Below are 14,002 nucleotides of genomic sequence, written 5' to 3'. Positions count from 1 at the left end.
ATTTGAAGAAGATAATTTTATATGCAGTTCTTATCATTGCAGCAATCGGACTGCTTACCAATATGGATTACTTTCTGAACATGATCGTAAATTCGCTAATATTCCTTATTGTCCTGGGGCTCATCATCTACGGAGTATATTATTTCTTCGTCCTGACACCGAGCCAGAGGAAATACAGGAAGGCATTGAGAAAATCGAAACGCAAATATAAACAGAAGAATAGAAGATAAGAAAAATCCGGGCATATGCCCGGATTTTTCTTATCTTCTGAAGTTCCATTCGTCAGAGGCGTATTTCCTGCTGATTTCTTCAAGCCGTCCGAGATCCTCATCAGTCAGCCGGTAGGGCTTTGTGGCCATGTTGAGGCCTGTTTCAAACCCATTCTTGAAAGCAGGGTACAACATGTCAACTGTAAATTGCTTTTCGCTTATGTCGTTGATCGCCACCGCCTTTTCCCTGAAAGCGGCCTTCATCTTCTCTTTGAAACGTTCATTCTGGTATTTGAACATATCGAAAAGATGGTCTATATCGACATCCAGGAGAATGGAGCCATGCTGCATGATTACACCGTTCTGCCTTGTCTGTGCACTGCCGGCTATTTTACGTCCCTCAACAACGAGCTCATACCAGCTCGGTGTGTCAAAACATACGCTGCTCCTGATATTGGTCAATTCTTTCCTCTGTTCCTTTGTCTGCGGCACGCTGAAATGAGCATCCAGCCCCAGGTTTCTGAAGCCTTCCATGAGTCCGCCGGATATTACTCTGTAGCTCTCTGTGACAGAGTCCGGCATCCCCTCATAACTTTCGGGCAGAACGACACTGTACGTCAGTTCTTTGTCATGCAGAACCCCTCTGCCGCCTGTGGCACGCCGGACCATTTCATATCCATATTGCTCCACACGCCTGAGGTCTATCTCCTTTTGGGCCTTCTGGAAGTATCCAAGTGACAGGGTCGGTGTTTCCCATTCGTAGAACCTGAGCACAGCGGGCAGTTCCCTGTTCCTCACCTTCTCCATCAGAAGTTCATCCAGCGCCATGTTGTAGGCCGCATTATTCTTGTGACTTTCTATGTAATACCAAACGCGTTCTGACATTCCTCATCTCTCCCCTATCATTTCCTCTTTAAAAGTATATCAAATATCTCTATAATATACTTATGTGAAAATTTAAGGAGAGATGAGTTTTGGAAAATTGGATGATCATCCTTCTGGCTGCTGTTATCGTAATATTGCTGCTCGTTTTGAACGGTTACAGGAACATGCGCAATGTCAAAGCCCTGCCGGAGGAAGAATTTAAAAAAGAGCTGAGAAGAGTTCAGCTGATCGATTTGAGGGAAAAGGAAAAATATGAACACGGACACATCATGGGTGCAAGGAATATCCCGATGATGAACTTCTCTATGAAAATGAACTCATTAAGGAAAGACCAGCCGATCTATCTGTATGATCATAATGGCAGATTGTCCGTCAGAGCGGCAAAGATGCTCAAGAAAAAAGGGTACAGTGATATCTATATGCTGAAAAACGGCATCAGCAAGTGGACAGGTAAAATCAAATCTAAATCTAAATGAAAAAGGACCCGCGGGTCCTTTTTTATTACTCTTTTTCCTCTATGATATCTTCACGCTGGAACCTGAGCACAGGTTTCCGTGCAGCCTGTGTTTCATCCAATCGGCCGATGACTGTAGTATGCGGTGCCTCGAGGACGATATCCGGATCCTCTTCCGCCTCTTTTGAAATGTGGATCAGTGTATCGACGAAACCATCGAGTGTCTCCTTGGACTCTGTTTCCGTCGGTTCCACCATCATGCATTCCTCGACATTCAGCGGGAAGTAGATAGTCGGCGGATGGTAGCCGAAGTCAAGCAGGCGTTTGGCCATATCGAGTGTACGTACGCCCATTTTCTTCTGTCTTGAACCGCTGATTACGAATTCATGTTTACAATGCTGTTTGTAAGGCAGTTCGAAGGTGCCTTCGAGCCTTCTCATCATATAGTTGGCATTAAGCACTGCGTTTTCCGATACTTCCTTGAGACCGTCCGGTCCCATCGTACGGATATAAGTGTATGCGCGGAGGAATATGCCGAAGTTCCCGTAGAATGGTTTGACACGTCCGATGCTGTCAGGCACATTGTGTTCCACACGATAACTGTCACCTTCTTTGACAACCAGCGGTTTCGGCAGGAATTTCGCAAGCTCCGCTTTTACACCGATGGGACCGGAACCGGGTCCGCCGCCGCCGTGTGGTCCTGTGAACGTCTTATGGAGATTGAGGTGCACCGCATCGAAGCCCATGTCCCCGGGTCTTACCTTGGCCATGATGGCATTGAGGTTTGCGCCGTCATAGTACAGCTTGCCGCCTGCTTCATGGACGATGTCACGGATTTCAAGAATATCCTCTTCGAAAAGTCCGAGTGTATTCGGGTTTGTCAGCATGATTGCCGCTGTATCATCGCCGACCAGTGTTTTCAGATGGTCGATGTCAACGAGACCCCTCTCGTTGGATTTGACTGTAACAGCTTCAAATCCCGCCACTACTGCACTTGCCGGGTTTGTACCGTGGGCGGAGTCGGGAACGATTACTTTCGTACGGTTATGGTCGCCGTTCGCCTCATGGAACGCTTTGATCATCATCAGTGCAGTCCACTCGCCCTGTGCACCGGCTGCCGGCTGCAATGTGATTTCATCCATGCCTGTAATCTCTTTCAGATGTTCCTGCATATCATGGACGATTTCCAGTGAACCCTGGATCGCCTTGTCGTTCTGCTCGGGATGGCTGTTTGCGAAACCGGGCATCCTTGCAACTTTTTCATTGATTTTAGGGTTGTACTTCATCGTACACGAACCAAGTGGATAGAAGCCTGAGTCCACACCATGGTTTTTATTGGAAAGCTCAGTGTAGTGCCTCATCAGGTCGAGCTCACTGATTTCAGGCAGCTCGGCTTTGGTCCTGCGGATGAATTTCGTATCTATTATATCTGACAGTTCATGTTTTTCCACTTCCAGGTCCGGAAGTGAGTACGCAAATCGGTCTTCTGTGCTTCTTTCGAAAATCAAAGGACTGGATCCCTTAAGCATTATATTCACCCAACCTTTCAACAAATGAATCAATTTCATCTTTGGTACGCAGCTCTGTCACTGCGATGAGCATGTGGTTCTCGAATTTTTCATCTACTCTTCCAAGGTTGAAACCACCGATGAAGCCGTCATCATAGAGGGTATCATTGATGTCGTCAACATTTTTGGACAGCTTGACAGCAAATTCGTTGAATGACTGTCCATCGAGTATTTCGAACCCTTTGGATTTCAACTGGTTTTTCATGTAGTAAGTATTCTGAATGTTGTTCTCCGCCATTTCAACAGCGCCTTTTTTACCGAGTGCACTCATTGCCACAGATGAGGCAAGGGCGTTCAGTGCCTGGTTGGAACAGATGTTGCTTGTCGCCTTGTCACGTCTGATGTGCTGTTCACGTGCCTGCAGAGTCAGCACGAAGCCGCGGTTGCCTTCATCATCCTGTGTCTGGCCGACAAGACGGCCGGGCATTTTACGCATCAGTTTGCTGGTTGCAGCGAAATAACCGCAGTGCGGTCCGCCGAATTGTGTAGGGATACCGAATACCTGCGTATCACCCGTGACGATATCCGCGCCGAATTCACCCGGAGGCGTAAGAATGCTGAGTGCAAGCGGGTTGCTGTTTACAACGAACAGTCCTTTGTGTTTATGTGCAATCTTTTCAATCTCTTCGAGATCTTCCACAGAACCGAGGAAGTTCGGATACTGGACCATTACTGCTGCAGTATCTTCATCGGCAGCTTCATCAAGCCTGGCAAGGTCTGTATAGGAACCGTCAAGCTCAACCTCGACGACTTCGATGCCCTGGGCTTTGCAGTATGTCCTCAACACTTCAATTGCCTGATAATGGACGCCCTTTGATACGACCACTTTCTTTTTGCGTGTTTTGCCGGCTGCCATGGTCGCAGCTTCTGCAAAGGCAGTCGGTCCGTCATACATTGATGAGTTTGCCACATCCATGGCAGTAAGTTCTGAAATCAATGTCTGGAATTCGAAAATCGCCTGCAGTTCACCCTGGGATATTTCAGGCTGGTACGGCGTATATGCCGTATAGAACTCAGAACGTGAAATCACATGATCCACGACTGTCGGGATATAGTGGTCATATGCACCAGCACCGAGGAATGAAACATGTGTTTCCGTCGTGATGTTCTTCTTTGAGATATTTCCAAGTTCACGAAGCAGTGAAGTCTCGCTCTTCTTTGGTTTGATATTCAGTTCGCCCTTGAACCTTACTTTCTCGGGGATGTCGCTGAAAAGTTCAGAGACATCTGAAATGCCGATCGTATCCAGCATCTCCTGCTTGTCTTTCTCTGTTAACGGTAAATAACGATGACTCAATTCATACACTCCTTCTCACAATTAGTTTTTATGGAATGGCGTTTTGACAAACTTCGCCTTTACTTCTTTGTTTCTTACAATGATATTGAATTCTTTATCAAGTTCATAAAACTCTTTATCCACAAGTGCGAGCCCTATGGATTTCTTTGTGAGCGGGGACTGCGTGCCACTTGTGACATATCCCACTCTGTTGCCGCCTGAGTCTTTCACTTCATAATCTGTGCGTGCAATCCCTCTTTCAAGGATTTCGAAGCCGCCGAGCTTTCTCGGAGCACCGTTTTCCTTCTGTTCCTTGAGCACATCCCTGCCGACAAATTCACCTTTATCCGGCTTGACCGCAAATCCCATATTCGCTTCGACCGGCGTGATATCTTCCGTCAGATCCTGGCCGTGGAGCGGCAGGCCGGCTTCCAGTCTCAAAGTATCGCGCGAACCGAGTCCGCACGGTTCTGCTCCGCCGTTGAGGAAAAGCTTCCACAGTTTCAATGTATCCTCTGCAGCGCAGTAAATTTCAAAACCGTCCTCGCCGGTATATCCTGTCTGGGAAAGGATCACTTTGGAACCATCGATGTCTATGTCCTTTTTAAAGCGGAACATCTTCATTTCGCTGATGTCCTCTCTCACATGCTTCTGTACAAGATCACGGGCCCCCGGCCCCTGTACTGCCAGCTGGCCGTATTTCTCAGACACATTCTCAACAGTTGCATCGAAGCCACCGATCGCTTTAAGTGTCTCAAAATCAATATGGGTGTTTCCGGCATTGACGACAAGAAGGTAATCATCTTCATCCAATTTGTAAATCACAAGGTCATCGATTACTCCGCCGCGCTCGTTGCAGAGCATAGTATATTGGGCGCGTTCTTCTGTGAGCTTTGTAACGTCATTTGTCAGAGCATAGTTCAGAAATCCGACGGATTCCCTGCCCGTCACCCTGATTTCACCCATATGGCTGACTTCGAACATGCCGATCGCTTCCCGTACTGCCCGGTGCTCTTCCTTGATGCTTGAGAATTGGACAGGCAGTGCCCAGCCTGAGAAATCAATCACTTTGGCCCCTGATTCCTCATAATAGTCATACAACGGTGTCTTCTTTAATTCAGACATGATTCTTCCTCCTTTAAAATAAAAAACAGGACAGCCTTGTAAACTGCCCTGTTGATTTGTCTTCAGGATTGCGTCCCAATGCTGTACTTTTGCCTGAGAGATTCGCCTGTGCGGCTTGCTCCTTCGGCGACGATCACTCGTTCTCTCGAGCATTGTTCAATCGCAAAATATTCAATTAATATTTCGACCTAATTATACCCATAGCACCCGTGAAATAGCAAGCCGATTCTCATAATATTGTAAGCCCTGTCATCGGGTCGGGCTTAAAATGGCTTCGACCGTATCCTCGAGCCCGCAAGCGGTATCCACTTCCTGGTCGGCTGCTGCCCTGTATCTCTCTATCCTGCTGTCATACAGTACTTTCACCTGTTCCCGTGGCCTGCTTGCAAGCGGCCTTGTATTGTCATCTGAAATCCTTTCATACAGGGAGTCGAATGCTGCGTTCAGGAAAATCACTTTCCTGTCCGTATTTCTGATGATTTCATATGAATCATCATATGTGACGATGCCCCCGCCGGTGGAAATGATGCCATCGTTCTCGCATGCAGCCAAGAGCACACTGTATTCATACTTGCGGAACCCCGCCTCCCCCTCTTCAGCGAATATTTCGGGGATTGTCTTGCCGCTCAATTCATTTATCTCATCATCCAGCTCCAGAACGTCCAGCCCCAGCCTCTCGCCCAGGGCTTTGGCAACTGTACTTTTTCCGCTGCCCATGAAGCCTATCAGAATCATCGCCATTCACTCCTCTTTAACCAGTCCGCTGATTTTCTGCTGATAGATCTCTATGAAATTCATGCGGATATCCAGTGTAATCATCATCTCATTATAATATTGATAGTATAAACTTATCAGATAAATGAGAATAATGTATATAGAAAAGCTGAAAAACCCGTCATTTTTTGAATGCAAACGTTTCATTGAATTCACCATTTTCACTTTCGATATCCAACCGGGCATGGGTTCCTTCATCTCTTATATCGAATTTTTTCACACCGAACATCACGGTGACAAAACCGCTTCCATCCACACTCCTGATGATACGGTCGCCTGCGCGGCGGTAGCTGATGACTTTTTTGCCATCATCAAAGCTGACCGATGTTCCGGCGCTGGATACCGTGATTTTTTCGCTCTCCTTATAAACATCAGTGATATCCAGGACGAAAAAATCTGCTTCAAAATCATGCCCGTAGTCACTCATGGAGGCAAAATAGGAGATGGCTGCGGGCATGGCCGCCATTATCACTGCCGCGACAGAAAGGGCGGCGAGTGCTTCCATATATGTGAAGCCGCCGCTACCTGACGCGCAGACAGAGTGTTTCATTCTCCTTCGCACATATCGAATCCCCTTTTTGTATATAATCTTCATGCGTAAAATTATTAGGCGCATCATGGTTCAGAAGTTCTATATAGAGCGACCTGCTGAAATCAAGTTTTTCTTCCGCAAGTGTCACTGTTGTCCTGATCATCATGAGTGCGGGTACCAGGACGCCGATGATTATTGAAAATATCAGCATGGCAAGTACTGCATCCAGCATCATGAAACCTTCATCTTTCAATCCTGAACCTCCCTTTCTGTATCTGGAAGACGAAGCTCACCGGTTCACCCATGCAGTCGAACCGTACGGTACCGAATGCGTTCGTATCCCCGTTCGATTTATACAAAAATCCGGAAAGTCCCCCCTGCAGTATTCTGCAGGTGCTGAGTGTGTATGTTTCAAGCGCCTCCCCATAGCCGCTCTTGATCATGATACGGTGTTTTGTCCGGTCGAATTCCACCACGTGGGCCTGTTTGGTGTTCAGTGCGTTGGTCTGTGCCACCTGGAAAAAGAATGCTATATTATCCACTTCCCGGTCCACCGTATGACCATTGTTTTTTGGGGCGGACTGTACCGTGAGCATGAGGAGGATGCTGACCACTGCGAGTGTCAGCATCACTTCCATCATCGTGAACCCGCTATTCGGATTTCGCTGCCTGGCCATTTACAATCACAATTCCGGTGCCGTTTGCACAGGTTACCTGGTCGTTCGTCAAATAATCCGGCACAAGCGCGCTCACAGAGGACGGGGCACTGCCTTCGTTCAGTGTATATGCCTGTATCTGGCTCTGAACCATCTTGACCTGGGCATCACATCCGGTATCCTGTACATTGGCGCTCTGGGCAGCGATATTTGGGATGATGAGGATGATCAGAACAGAGATCACCAGCAGTACGAGCAGCATCTCAATCAATGTGAAACCTTCATCTTTCCTCTTCATTTTTTTATTCATCAGTTTTTTTATCATATTTGTATCCTCCTAGTTGATTGTCGCCATCATCTGGAAAATAGGAAGTACTATTACCAGATAGAGGCAGATGATGAGCAGCCCGAGTATAAGGAATATGACAGGCTGTATCTTCCTGGTTATATTTTCAATCTTCATTATGATCCTCTCAAGCGTGTATTCACTGAACAGGATGAGTTCTTTGCCGACACTGCTGTTCTGTTCACCATGGCTTACAAATACTGCGAGTTTTTCATCCAGCATATCGATCCGGCCGATGGCCTCAGACAGCGTGTGCCCCTCCATCAGCTTCCCCTCGATCAGTCCGGAGGAATATCTCAAATATTCGTTCAGCGTCTGGTGGATGAACAGATCGAGTATTTCCTTGACCTCAAGGCCATTGTTGATGAAATAACCGAACTCTCTTGAAAATCTGTATGTCTGATAGTTTCTGAAATAGAATCTGACTCCTGGTATGAACAGCAGTATTCTCGATTTTCTGTCCACATCCTTCATCGCCGCAATAAACATTACAGCAATGGCAAAAACGGCAGCAGCAGAGACGGCGGTGAGCACCAGCCGGGGGAGCAGCTGCAGAAAAGAGGTGAGCACGGTCACCACCCCGTCCGAACTTGTCCCCATCGCACTATAGAGCGAATTGAACTGGGGAATGACGGTATAGTTGAGAACGATGAGCATGATAATGAATATGGAGACCAGTACCAGCGGGTACTGTACTGCCTTCAGCAGTTTTTTCGAGGTGTTGCGCATATGGTCCAGATAAAAGGCGGACTCCCGCAGATTCATGAGCATTTCCCCGTGAATTTCGGCAAATGAAATCTGGATGATGATTGTATTTCTGAATCCGAGCCTTTTTAAGACGCGGCTGAGGGTCGCTCCCTCCTCCACCAGGGCGAGACATGCCGCTTTATCCTTGTCTTTCAGTACATCATACTGTTCAAGGAGAAATATGAGTGCCTGATGCATCGTGAATCCATTTTCCAGCAGATCGGCCAGTTTATACAGGAAATGTGAATCGTATTTCCCCAGCCTATTTGAACCTGCCCTTAAATGTTTTAAGTTCTTTTTCAGAGATGCTTCCTCCTTTCCCGAGTGCATCAAGCTGAGCCGACAGCGTGAAAATATCGGTTTTTTTCCCTGACAGATAATCTTTTATATGGCCGCTCTCCATGTACTCGTAGATGATGTAGCTACCGCGGTCCGTGTGTATGAGCCTCTGATTGATGATAAGTGATATGCTCTGGATCATTTCCTCGGTGTAGAGGCCGTAATCCTTCAGTCTGCTCAAAGTGCTCACTGCAGATTTACTGTGGAACGTGCTGAGCACAAGATGACCGGACAGGCTTGCCCTGAGCAGCTCGGACGCAATTTTGGCATCGCGTATTTCACCGAACATGATCACATCCGGGTCACATCTCAGGACCCCCTTTAACAGCGGGCTGTAATCCATGTTTGCCTTTTCATTGATTTCCACCTGCACGATACCGTCCATTTCGTATTCAACGGGATCTTCGATACTGATGACCTGACGCCTGTTTTCTGAAATGATATCCGCGAGCAGACGATACATCAGAGTCGTCTTGCCGGAGCCCGTGGGGCCGGTGAATAGGATGAGCCCCTGCATACGTGTCATGTACTCCTTCAGAAATTCATATTCCTCTCTTGTATGGAACAGCCCCTCGGACTTTCTTTCCTCCATCGGATTGAGGATCCTGATGACGATGATTTCGTTCATCAGGGATATCGGCAGTGTGCTGACCCGCACGCCGACTGAAAGCTCCCCATCGTCAAAAACCGTCCTTCCGCTCTGCGGTACCTTGTGTTCGTTGATGTCCAGTTCAGCTGTGAACTTCAAATAGTTGATCAGTTTCCTGTACTCTTCCATGGTCACCTCACACAAGGCGGCCATCTCCCCTCTTCTTCTCACTCTGACGAGACCTGTATTGCTCTCGAGTGTCAAATGAATGTCGGTTGCATTTTGACGCATTGCGCCTTTGAAAATTTCACTTAATATCGTCTTCAATAAAAACACCTCCTACCCTATATATGCTTAAAAACGGCCGTTTTGATCTTTTCAGAATTAAAAAAGCAGATTTTGTATTTCCGTATATGTTTTTGAGGTATAATTATGATTAATGGAAATAGATTACAAAACTATTGTCTTTTTTAGTATTTACTTTGATCTGTAGTTTATTTATAATTGATTATGATATGTTTTAGTAACGATGAAAGGACTGTTCCTATGGATAAGGTATTTAAGACACTTGGATTCTGGACTGCAATGTTCGCAATCCTGTTCTATGTCGGGGATATGATGATGATGACACTATTCTTCATCGCCCAAACTGGCTTCTTCATTCTGTTGGGGTATATGAAATTAACTGAAAGAATGTATATGTATGTATTTGCTGCATACCTGGTCCTTTTCTTTGTAGGATTTACATACTACACAACATTCCTGTTGGAACCAAGCTTCGGCTAAACATAAAAAAGCAGGCAGATTTTGAATCTGCCTGCTTTTTTATGTACACTTACCCTCTGACAAACGGGTTGGCCGCCTTCTCTTCCCCGACTGTCGTGGCGGGACCGTGGCCCGGATACACATCAGTATCCGCATCCATCACATACAGTTTCTCCCTGATGGAATTGACGAGGTCGACATGGCTGCTCATGTACAGGTCCGTCCTGCCTATGCCTCCTGAGAAGAGCACGTCCCCGGAGACGACAAAATCCGTAAACCGGAAGCTCATACTGCCCGGAGAATGTCCCGGGGTATGGAATACATCGAATTTGAAGCTACCGGCCTCCATCGGCCCCTCTTCCAGAATCTTCACTTCAATATCTGCAGAGACCGGTTCAATGCCCATGTCTGCATACTTTCCGGAACCATTTTTGCCCGGGTCCGACAGCCAGTCCGTCTCCTCGGCGCCGATCCATGTGTCGACGGCGTATGTCCTGGCAGTCTCTTCCAACGCTCCGATGTGATCATAGTGGGCATGTGTGAGAAGTATCGCCTCCACAGGCAGTCCGATGCCATCGACCTCGTGTTTAATCACGTCAGCCTCACCGGAAGGATCGATAATCAGCACTCCGGTGCCATTGTTCAGAATATAACAGTTAGTTTCAAGTATGCCCAGAGGCAAAGTTCTTATATCCATATTTTCACTCCTTAAAATCTACTCGACAAAGCCATGTTTTAATTATACAATATATATGAGGTAAAAGAGAAATATTGGGAGGTTGAACAAAAATGCCATTCATCGATACAGGAGAGTTGTTTGAAATCGGTGGCCTTACCATTCATATTGGAATCAATGCCTTTTCATTATTAGCATTAATGGTCTTCATTGTTGGTATTTGGGCACTTGTTGCTTCGATTAAAAGCAAAAATCTGCTGGCAGTGCTGTTCAGTGTTGCCACTGTAGCAACTTTTGGATTCTTTGCAGTCGCTACAATCTTTACATACGGTTACCCTGACCTGGGGTACTAGGAAGGCAATCGTTATATGAAAATCAAAAAAGCAGACCTCGTCGAGGTCTGCTTTTCACATTCATTTTAAAGTATCTTCTGCAATTCTGATCTGTTCTTCCACGGCCTTCGTCCCTGTGCCGCCGGTGCTGTTCCTTCTGTCAACGACGACCTTCGGTGCCAGCACTTCGTAGATATCCGGCTCTATCGCATCATGCTCCGCCCTGAATTCCTCAAGAGACATATCCCTGAGATATTTCTGTTGATTTATGCATTTCAGTACAGCTTTTCCGACCACTTCGTGTGCATTTCTGAAAGGCACACCCTTCTGCACAAGATAGTCGGCCAGCTCGGTCGCATTTGAAAAGTCCTCCTCAACCGTCTTCTCGAGTGTCTCCTCATTGATTGTCATACTTCCAAGCATTCCATTCATGATCTTCAGTGAACCGGTCACCGTTGTGACAGCGTCAAAAAGCCCTTCCTTGTCTTCCTGCATGTCCTTGTTGTATGTGAGGGGCAGCCCTTTCAACAGCATCAGCATGCTCATAAGCGATCCGGCAGTGCGTGCGCTCTTGCCGCGGATCAGTTCAGCCATATCCGGATTTTTCTTCTGGGGCATCATCGAGCTTCCCGTTGTGAACTGATCGGACAGCTGGATGAAGCCTGCCTCTTCGCTCATCCAGAAAATGATCTCTTCAGAGAGCCTCGAAAGATGTACCATAACAAGACTGATGTTCGACAGTGTCTCAATTATATAATCACGGTCGCTTACAGCATCCATGCTGTTCTGGTACAACTCGGAGAATCCCAGAAGCTGTCTGGTCTCCTCCCTGTCAATGTCAAAAGTGGTTCCGCTGATCGCACCCGCGCCAAGCGGTGAAACATCTATGCGTTTCAGCGAATCGCTGAACCTCTCCTTGTCCCTTTTCAGCATCCAGAAGTAGACCATGATATGGTGTGAGAATAAAACAGGCTGCGCACGCTGCAGGTGGGTATATCCGGGCATGATGACATGGATGTTGTCCTTTGCCAGACCAAGGACCGTCTTCTGCATACGCTCTATGCTTTCAATGATTTCGTTTACCCGTCCTTTGACATACAGATGCATATCAGTGGCCACCTGATCATTCCTGCTCCTGGCGGTATGGAGCTTGCCGCCGGCATCACCGATCTTTTCAATCAGAGCATGTTCGACATTCATATGGATGTCCTCACGGGCGACTGAAAACTCGGTAATACCATTTTTGTAATCCTCAAGGACTGCCGTCAGTCCATCCGTGATCTCCCTCCGCTCGTCGTCAGTGATGATCCCCTGTTTAGCCAGCATTGCCGCGTGTGATATGCTCCCTGCTACATCCATTTCAATCAGGGTATTATCAAAATGGATGGACGCGTTGAACTCGTCCACCCATTCAATGGCTTCACCCTGAAATCTGCCGCCCCATGCCTTTTCAGTCATAGAGTCTTACTCCGTTGTCCAGCATGGATTTCACTTTGGTCGGCAGGCCGAAAATTTCAATGAAACCGACTGAAGCATCCTGGTTGAATGCATCCTCTTTTGTATACGTTGCAAGTTTTTCATTATAGAGGCTGTTATCAGAACGCCTGCCTGTAACAGTGATGTTGCCTTTGTAGAGGGAGACCCTCACTTCTCCTGTAACAGGCTCCTGCATATCCTTCATCATGCCTCTCAGAGAGTCGGAAAGCGGAGAGAACCAGAGACCGTTGTACACCTGTTCTGCAAATTTCTGTTCGATGACCGGCTTGAAGTGTGCGATATCTTTAGTGAGAGTGATCGTTTCAAGGTCATGCTTGGCAGTCAGGATCACTTTGGCGCCCGGTGTTTCATATATTTCACGTGATTTTATACCCACAAGCCTGTTTTCAACATGATCGATCCTGCCGATACCGTGTCCGCCTGCAATATCATTCAACTTAATGATGAGGTCATCGAGATTGTATTTCACCCCGTTGATTGATTTTGGAAGTCCGTTTTCAAAAGTGAGCAGCAGCTCCTCGGCTTCATCCGGCGCATCCTGTATATTTTCAGTCAGATCATAGGCATCTTCCGGCGGGGTGTTCCACGGGTCTTCCAGCACACCGCATTCGTTGCTTCTGCCCCACAGGTTCTGGTCTATGGAATAAGGGGAATCCAGATCGATCGGAATCGGAATATTCTTCTCTTTGGCATAGTCGATCTCCTCTTCTCTGCTCCATGTCCATTCACGTACCGGTGCCAGTACTTTCAATGAAGGATCGAGGCCCTGGATTGCAACTTCGAAACGGACCTGGTCGTTCCCTTTGCCCGTGCATCCGTGTGCCACATAATCCGCGTTGGTATGATGTGCAATTTCCACCAGCTTTTTGGAGATGAGAGGCCTGCTCAACGCAGAGACAAGCGGATATTTCTGTTCATACATTGAATTGCCGTATATTGCATATGCCACGAACTCATCTGCAAATTCTTCGGTCGCGTCTACGACATGACATTCGGCTGCTCCCATATCCAGCGCTTTCTGATGGACGAGATCAAGGTCCTTCCCTTCCCCGACGTCCAGGCATACTGCTACAACTTCATAACCTTTATCGATGAACCATTGGATGGTCACACTTGTATCAAGCCCTCCTGAATACGCTAAAACCACTTTTTCCTTCATATTCATTCACCTCTGTGTTCGATTTAATGATTTAAATATTATCATTATAAACATACTTAATCAAGCATATTTA

General features: G+C 47.0%; 18 protein-coding genes and 1 riboswitch. Of the genes, 4 read left to right on the top strand and 14 right to left on the bottom strand.

Annotated features, from left to right (window positions below):
* Window positions 1-2: 2 nt before the first annotated feature.
* Window positions 3-230: an SA1362 family protein gene (locus WN59_RS01500; protein ID WP_046511481.1), complete on the top strand. Its 228-nt coding sequence runs from the start codon at window positions 3-5 to the stop codon at window positions 228-230.
* 30 nt (window positions 231-260) lie between these two features.
* Here the strand turns inward: WN59_RS01500 and WN59_RS01495 are convergent, their stop codons facing one another.
* Entirely contained in the window at window positions 261-1,094 is an 834-nt protein-coding gene (locus WN59_RS01495) for a lipoate--protein ligase family protein (RefSeq protein ID WP_046511479.1), read from the bottom strand.
* A 101-nt stretch (window positions 1,095-1,195) separates the two neighbouring features.
* Here WN59_RS01495 and WN59_RS01490 point away from each other — a divergent pair, with 101 nt between their 5' ends.
* On the top strand, window positions 1,196-1,570 hold the full coding sequence (locus WN59_RS01490; protein ID WP_408005384.1) for a rhodanese-like domain-containing protein: 375 nt from the start codon (window positions 1,196-1,198) through the stop codon (window positions 1,568-1,570).
* A 25-nt stretch (window positions 1,571-1,595) separates the two neighbouring features.
* Here the strand turns inward: WN59_RS01490 and gcvPB are convergent, their stop codons facing one another.
* From gcvPB to comGA, 10 genes are all read right to left on the bottom strand, one after another.
* A complete protein-coding gene (gene gcvPB / locus WN59_RS01485; RefSeq protein WP_046511473.1) occupies window positions 1,596-3,077 on the bottom strand; it encodes an aminomethyl-transferring glycine dehydrogenase subunit GcvPB in 1,482 nt (493 codons plus the stop codon).
* Window positions 3,070-4,413 carry an aminomethyl-transferring glycine dehydrogenase subunit GcvPA gene (gene gcvPA / locus WN59_RS01480; protein WP_046511471.1) on the bottom strand — a complete coding sequence of 448 codons (1,344 nt, stop codon included), beginning with the start codon at window positions 4,411-4,413 and terminating at the stop codon, window positions 3,070-3,072. The genes gcvPB and gcvPA overlap by 8 nt, the downstream gene beginning before the upstream one ends.
* A gap of 21 nt (window positions 4,414-4,434) precedes the next feature.
* Window positions 4,435-5,520, bottom strand: a complete 1,086-nt coding sequence (gene gcvT / locus WN59_RS01475) for a glycine cleavage system aminomethyltransferase GcvT (RefSeq protein ID WP_046512738.1) — start codon at window positions 5,518-5,520, stop codon at window positions 4,435-4,437.
* 68 nt (window positions 5,521-5,588) lie between these two features.
* Window positions 5,589-5,677: riboswitch (glycine riboswitch) on the bottom strand.
* A gap of 89 nt (window positions 5,678-5,766) precedes the next feature.
* Window positions 5,767-6,258 carry a shikimate kinase gene (locus tag WN59_RS01470; RefSeq protein WP_046511468.1) on the bottom strand — a complete coding sequence of 164 codons (492 nt, stop codon included), beginning with the start codon at window positions 6,256-6,258 and terminating at the stop codon, window positions 5,767-5,769.
* A gap of 154 nt (window positions 6,259-6,412) precedes the next feature.
* Window positions 6,413-6,841 (bottom strand): ComGF family competence protein, encoded by a 429-nt coding sequence (locus WN59_RS01460; protein WP_231577049.1) that lies wholly within the window; start codon window positions 6,839-6,841, stop codon window positions 6,413-6,415.
* Window positions 6,813-7,076, bottom strand: coding sequence for a hypothetical protein (locus WN59_RS01455; protein WP_046511459.1), 264 nt, complete (start codon window positions 7,074-7,076; stop codon window positions 6,813-6,815). The genes WN59_RS01460 and WN59_RS01455 overlap by 29 nt, the downstream gene beginning before the upstream one ends.
* The gene (locus tag WN59_RS01450; RefSeq protein ID WP_082099080.1) at window positions 7,066-7,500 is read right to left on the bottom strand and encodes a prepilin-type N-terminal cleavage/methylation domain-containing protein; all 435 of its coding nucleotides are present in this window, start codon (window positions 7,498-7,500) and stop codon (window positions 7,066-7,068) included. Before WN59_RS01450 ends, WN59_RS01455 begins: the two co-directional genes overlap by 11 nt.
* A complete protein-coding gene (gene comGC / locus WN59_RS01445; protein ID WP_408005383.1) occupies window positions 7,475-7,792 on the bottom strand; it encodes a competence type IV pilus major pilin ComGC in 318 nt (105 codons plus the stop codon). The genes WN59_RS01450 and comGC overlap by 26 nt, the downstream gene beginning before the upstream one ends.
* A gap of 24 nt (window positions 7,793-7,816) precedes the next feature.
* Window positions 7,817-8,902: a competence type IV pilus assembly protein ComGB gene (comGB, locus tag WN59_RS01440; protein ID WP_046511452.1), complete on the bottom strand. Its 1,086-nt coding sequence runs from the start codon at window positions 8,900-8,902 to the stop codon at window positions 7,817-7,819.
* Entirely contained in the window at window positions 8,835-9,836 is a 1,002-nt protein-coding gene (gene comGA / locus WN59_RS01435; RefSeq protein ID WP_231577047.1) for a competence type IV pilus ATPase ComGA, read from the bottom strand. Before comGA ends, comGB begins: the two co-directional genes overlap by 68 nt.
* A 210-nt stretch (window positions 9,837-10,046) precedes the next feature.
* Here comGA and WN59_RS01430 point away from each other — a divergent pair, with 210 nt between their 5' ends.
* Complete coding sequence (locus tag WN59_RS01430) at window positions 10,047-10,286, top strand: DUF2626 family protein (RefSeq protein WP_017548861.1); 240 nt, start codon at window positions 10,047-10,049, stop codon at window positions 10,284-10,286.
* A 49-nt stretch (window positions 10,287-10,335) separates the two neighbouring features.
* On the opposite strand, the gene WN59_RS01425 is transcribed toward WN59_RS01430, so the two are convergent.
* Window positions 10,336-10,962, bottom strand: coding sequence for an MBL fold metallo-hydrolase (locus tag WN59_RS01425; protein ID WP_046511446.1), 627 nt, complete (start codon window positions 10,960-10,962; stop codon window positions 10,336-10,338).
* A 92-nt stretch (window positions 10,963-11,054) separates the two neighbouring features.
* On the opposite strand from WN59_RS01425, the gene WN59_RS01420 reads away from it, so the two are divergent.
* Window positions 11,055-11,294 carry a DUF2759 domain-containing protein gene (locus tag WN59_RS01420; RefSeq protein ID WP_046511443.1) on the top strand — a complete coding sequence of 80 codons (240 nt, stop codon included), beginning with the start codon at window positions 11,055-11,057 and terminating at the stop codon, window positions 11,292-11,294.
* 60 nt (window positions 11,295-11,354) lie between these two features.
* Here WN59_RS01420 and argH read toward each other — a convergent pair whose 3' ends face one another.
* Window positions 11,355-12,731, bottom strand: coding sequence for an argininosuccinate lyase (gene argH / locus WN59_RS01415; protein WP_046511439.1), 1,377 nt, complete (start codon window positions 12,729-12,731; stop codon window positions 11,355-11,357).
* Window positions 12,724-13,929 carry an argininosuccinate synthase gene (locus WN59_RS01410; RefSeq protein WP_046511436.1) on the bottom strand — a complete coding sequence of 402 codons (1,206 nt, stop codon included), beginning with the start codon at window positions 13,927-13,929 and terminating at the stop codon, window positions 12,724-12,726. The genes argH and WN59_RS01410 overlap by 8 nt, the downstream gene beginning before the upstream one ends.
* Window positions 13,930-14,002: the final 73 nt, after the last annotated feature.

This window comes from Salinicoccus sediminis (assembly GCF_000986795.1).
GTDB lineage: Bacteria > Bacillota > Bacilli > Staphylococcales > Salinicoccaceae > Salinicoccus > Salinicoccus sediminis.
This window is presented reverse-complemented; position numbering and strand designations above follow the sequence as displayed.

Coding starts and splice junctions, on each gene's coding strand:
- WN59_RS01495 (WP_046511479.1), bottom strand. CDS start 1,094: ATGTCAGAACGCGTTTGGTATTACATAGAAAGTCACAAGAATAATGCG.
- WN59_RS01490 (WP_408005384.1), top strand. CDS start 1,196: ATGATCATCCTTCTGGCTGCTGTTATCGTAATATTGCTGCTCGTTTTG.
- gcvPB (WP_046511473.1), bottom strand. CDS start 3,077: ATGCTTAAGGGATCCAGTCCTTTGATTTTCGAAAGAAGCACAGAAGAC.
- WN59_RS01470 (WP_046511468.1), bottom strand. CDS start 6,258: ATGGCGATGATTCTGATAGGCTTCATGGGCAGCGGAAAAAGTACAGTT.
- WN59_RS01460 (WP_231577049.1), bottom strand. CDS start 6,841: ATGAAACACTCTGTCTGCGCGTCAGGTAGCGGCGGCTTCACATATATG.
- WN59_RS01450 (WP_082099080.1), bottom strand. CDS start 7,500: ATGGCCAGGCAGCGAAATCCGAATAGCGGGTTCACGATGATGGAAGTG.
- comGB (WP_046511452.1), bottom strand. CDS start 8,902: ATGCACTCGGGAAAGGAGGAAGCATCTCTGAAAAAGAACTTAAAACAT.
- WN59_RS01430 (WP_017548861.1), top strand. CDS start 10,047: ATGGATAAGGTATTTAAGACACTTGGATTCTGGACTGCAATGTTCGCA.
- WN59_RS01425 (WP_046511446.1), bottom strand. CDS start 10,962: ATGGATATAAGAACTTTGCCTCTGGGCATACTTGAAACTAACTGTTAT.
- WN59_RS01420 (WP_046511443.1), top strand. CDS start 11,055: ATGCCATTCATCGATACAGGAGAGTTGTTTGAAATCGGTGGCCTTACC.
- argH (WP_046511439.1), bottom strand. CDS start 12,731: ATGACTGAAAAGGCATGGGGCGGCAGATTTCAGGGTGAAGCCATTGAA.
- WN59_RS01410 (WP_046511436.1), bottom strand. CDS start 13,929: ATGAAGGAAAAAGTGGTTTTAGCGTATTCAGGAGGGCTTGATACAAGT.